Here is a 1,897-nt window from a genome sequence, read left to right as displayed (position 1 = left end):
TGTCGATGTGATCGACTGATAATGACCCTGTGTGACATAGCATTCGTCTGTGTTGAACGATTCGAGAGGGCAAAAGAGAGGTATGCCAACCGTTCTATGACACCCTGCCATAGAGAAGTATTGGTCTTTCTCTCGTAGTACCTCTTATTCTGAACCGGGTAACAGCGAAGGGAAGATCGAACGGTGGCTAGCCGATAGAGAATTACTTGTCGTAGACTTCTGTTTCAGAACCGCTACTCGACCCTGTTTTACTCCCACACTCCGGGCAGTAGTCCACCTCCCCATACTCGTTTAATTCTGCTCCGCAGTTTTGACACTGTTCCGCATAATCTTCTACTGGGATCACTCGCAAACAACTATCATTCGACATATATATCGCATCAGTAGATGCTACCACTGAATGAGTTCCTCCTCGACCAACTCCCCACCGCCACTGTCCGTCACCAGTAGTTGCATCAACTGTGTATAATCCGTCGGGAGTTCCAACACAGACTGTCTGGCCGAGGATTGCTATTGCATTAGCGGGCAGGTTCCACGTTGGGAAATGCCACTCCTGGGTCCCCTGAGTCACATCTACCGCGTATAGCCCAGTCTGAGTTCCAATATAGGCTTTCTCGTTGGTTACTATTGGAAGAGGTACGTGGCTCTGGTTCGGAAGTACATTAGGAATACGCTCATTTCTAGAAGGAGTTTCGAACTGCCACTTTTCCTCACCGCTGAGTGTGTCAACTGCGTAGAGGGTACGAGGTGTTCCCACGTATACGGTTCCATCAACTACCGTGGTTCGAAGAGGCGTAACTCTTCCACGGTACGACGGAATCTCAAAATCCCACTCTACTATCCCATTTTCCGAGTTCACCGCGTATAGCTTACTGCTTGAACTCTTAATCGAGTCCGGTAACCCGACATAAACAATCCCGTTGTCGACTACCGGACTGAAATCTCCATTAAAGATGCCTTCTGGTTGATTACGTTGTAATTGTTGCTGCCATAGTTCAGTTGTCGTATTTACGTCAACCGCGTGCAACGTGTTGCTACCACTCACGAAATATAGCGTCCCAGCATTCAGCGTGAGGGCGGAGAATATCTTGTCGTCAATCTTCTCACGCCACTGTTTGGTGCCATCAGTTGCATCTAAGGCGTACAAGGAATCTGCTCGGTGTTGAAGAGTCCCAACAGTAGAATATCCCACGTATACGGTTTCCTCACTCACAACCGGCGAGGTAATGTCACAATTTGATCTGAATTCCCAGAGTGAGTTTCCGTTATCAAGGTCAATCGCGTATAGACTTGTTGAACCTGACTCCTCACCGACTACAAATACCCTGTCGTCGTAAAGTACCGGCTGGTAGTTAATCGACTCCTTCGAGAATACCCATAAGTGCCGATCTGGAGGTGAGATCACACTCGAATTACTCCGGCTCACAACACACATATGATTCGCTAATCATTTAACTCCGACTGCTCATCTGATATACTCCGAACCCAGGAACTGCCGAGGACAAACAAGCGTTTGGGAATTCATCCCTAGTCGTATATTTTCGTATAAGTGTCTCTGTCAAAATCAACCTCGGTTCCGCACTCCGGACAGAAGTTTATGACCGTACTCGGTCAGATCTATCCCACAACTCTGGCAATTCAATACTGCTTCTTGACCAGTCCGTTCAGACGGCAAGCGACCCTGGGTAGGTACAGTTGATTGGTTGTTAGAACTCTCATTACGTTCTGTTGCCACCGCATACAGGTCATTCGATGTTCCGGCGTACACCGTTTTTTCGCCCACTGCAAGAGAATTCACATTTAGATAGCTATCAGAGAGGGTGTCTTGGAAGTCTTCACGCAGTATAATCAGCTTGGTTACTATTATAACGGATTACTTGCTCAGCTTTGAACGTTG

Annotated in this window: 1 protein-coding gene; it reads right to left on the bottom strand. The window is 47.5% G+C overall.

All coding sequences use genetic code 11. The features are described 5' to 3' along the window. Positions 1-202: 202 nt before the first annotated feature. Positions 203-1,405: a PQQ-binding-like beta-propeller repeat protein gene (locus Z052_RS17690; RefSeq protein WP_158228720.1), complete on the bottom strand. Its 1,203-nt coding sequence runs from the start codon at positions 1,403-1,405 to the stop codon at positions 203-205. Positions 1,406-1,897: the final 492 nt, after the last annotated feature.

The sequence above is a fragment of the Halorubrum sp. C191 genome, assembly GCF_002727095.1.
Taxonomy (GTDB): Archaea; Halobacteriota; Halobacteria; order Halobacteriales; family Haloferacaceae; genus Halorubrum; species Halorubrum ezzemoulense.
Note: the sequence above shows the minus strand (reverse complement) of the source record. Positions and strands in the feature narration are given on the sequence as shown.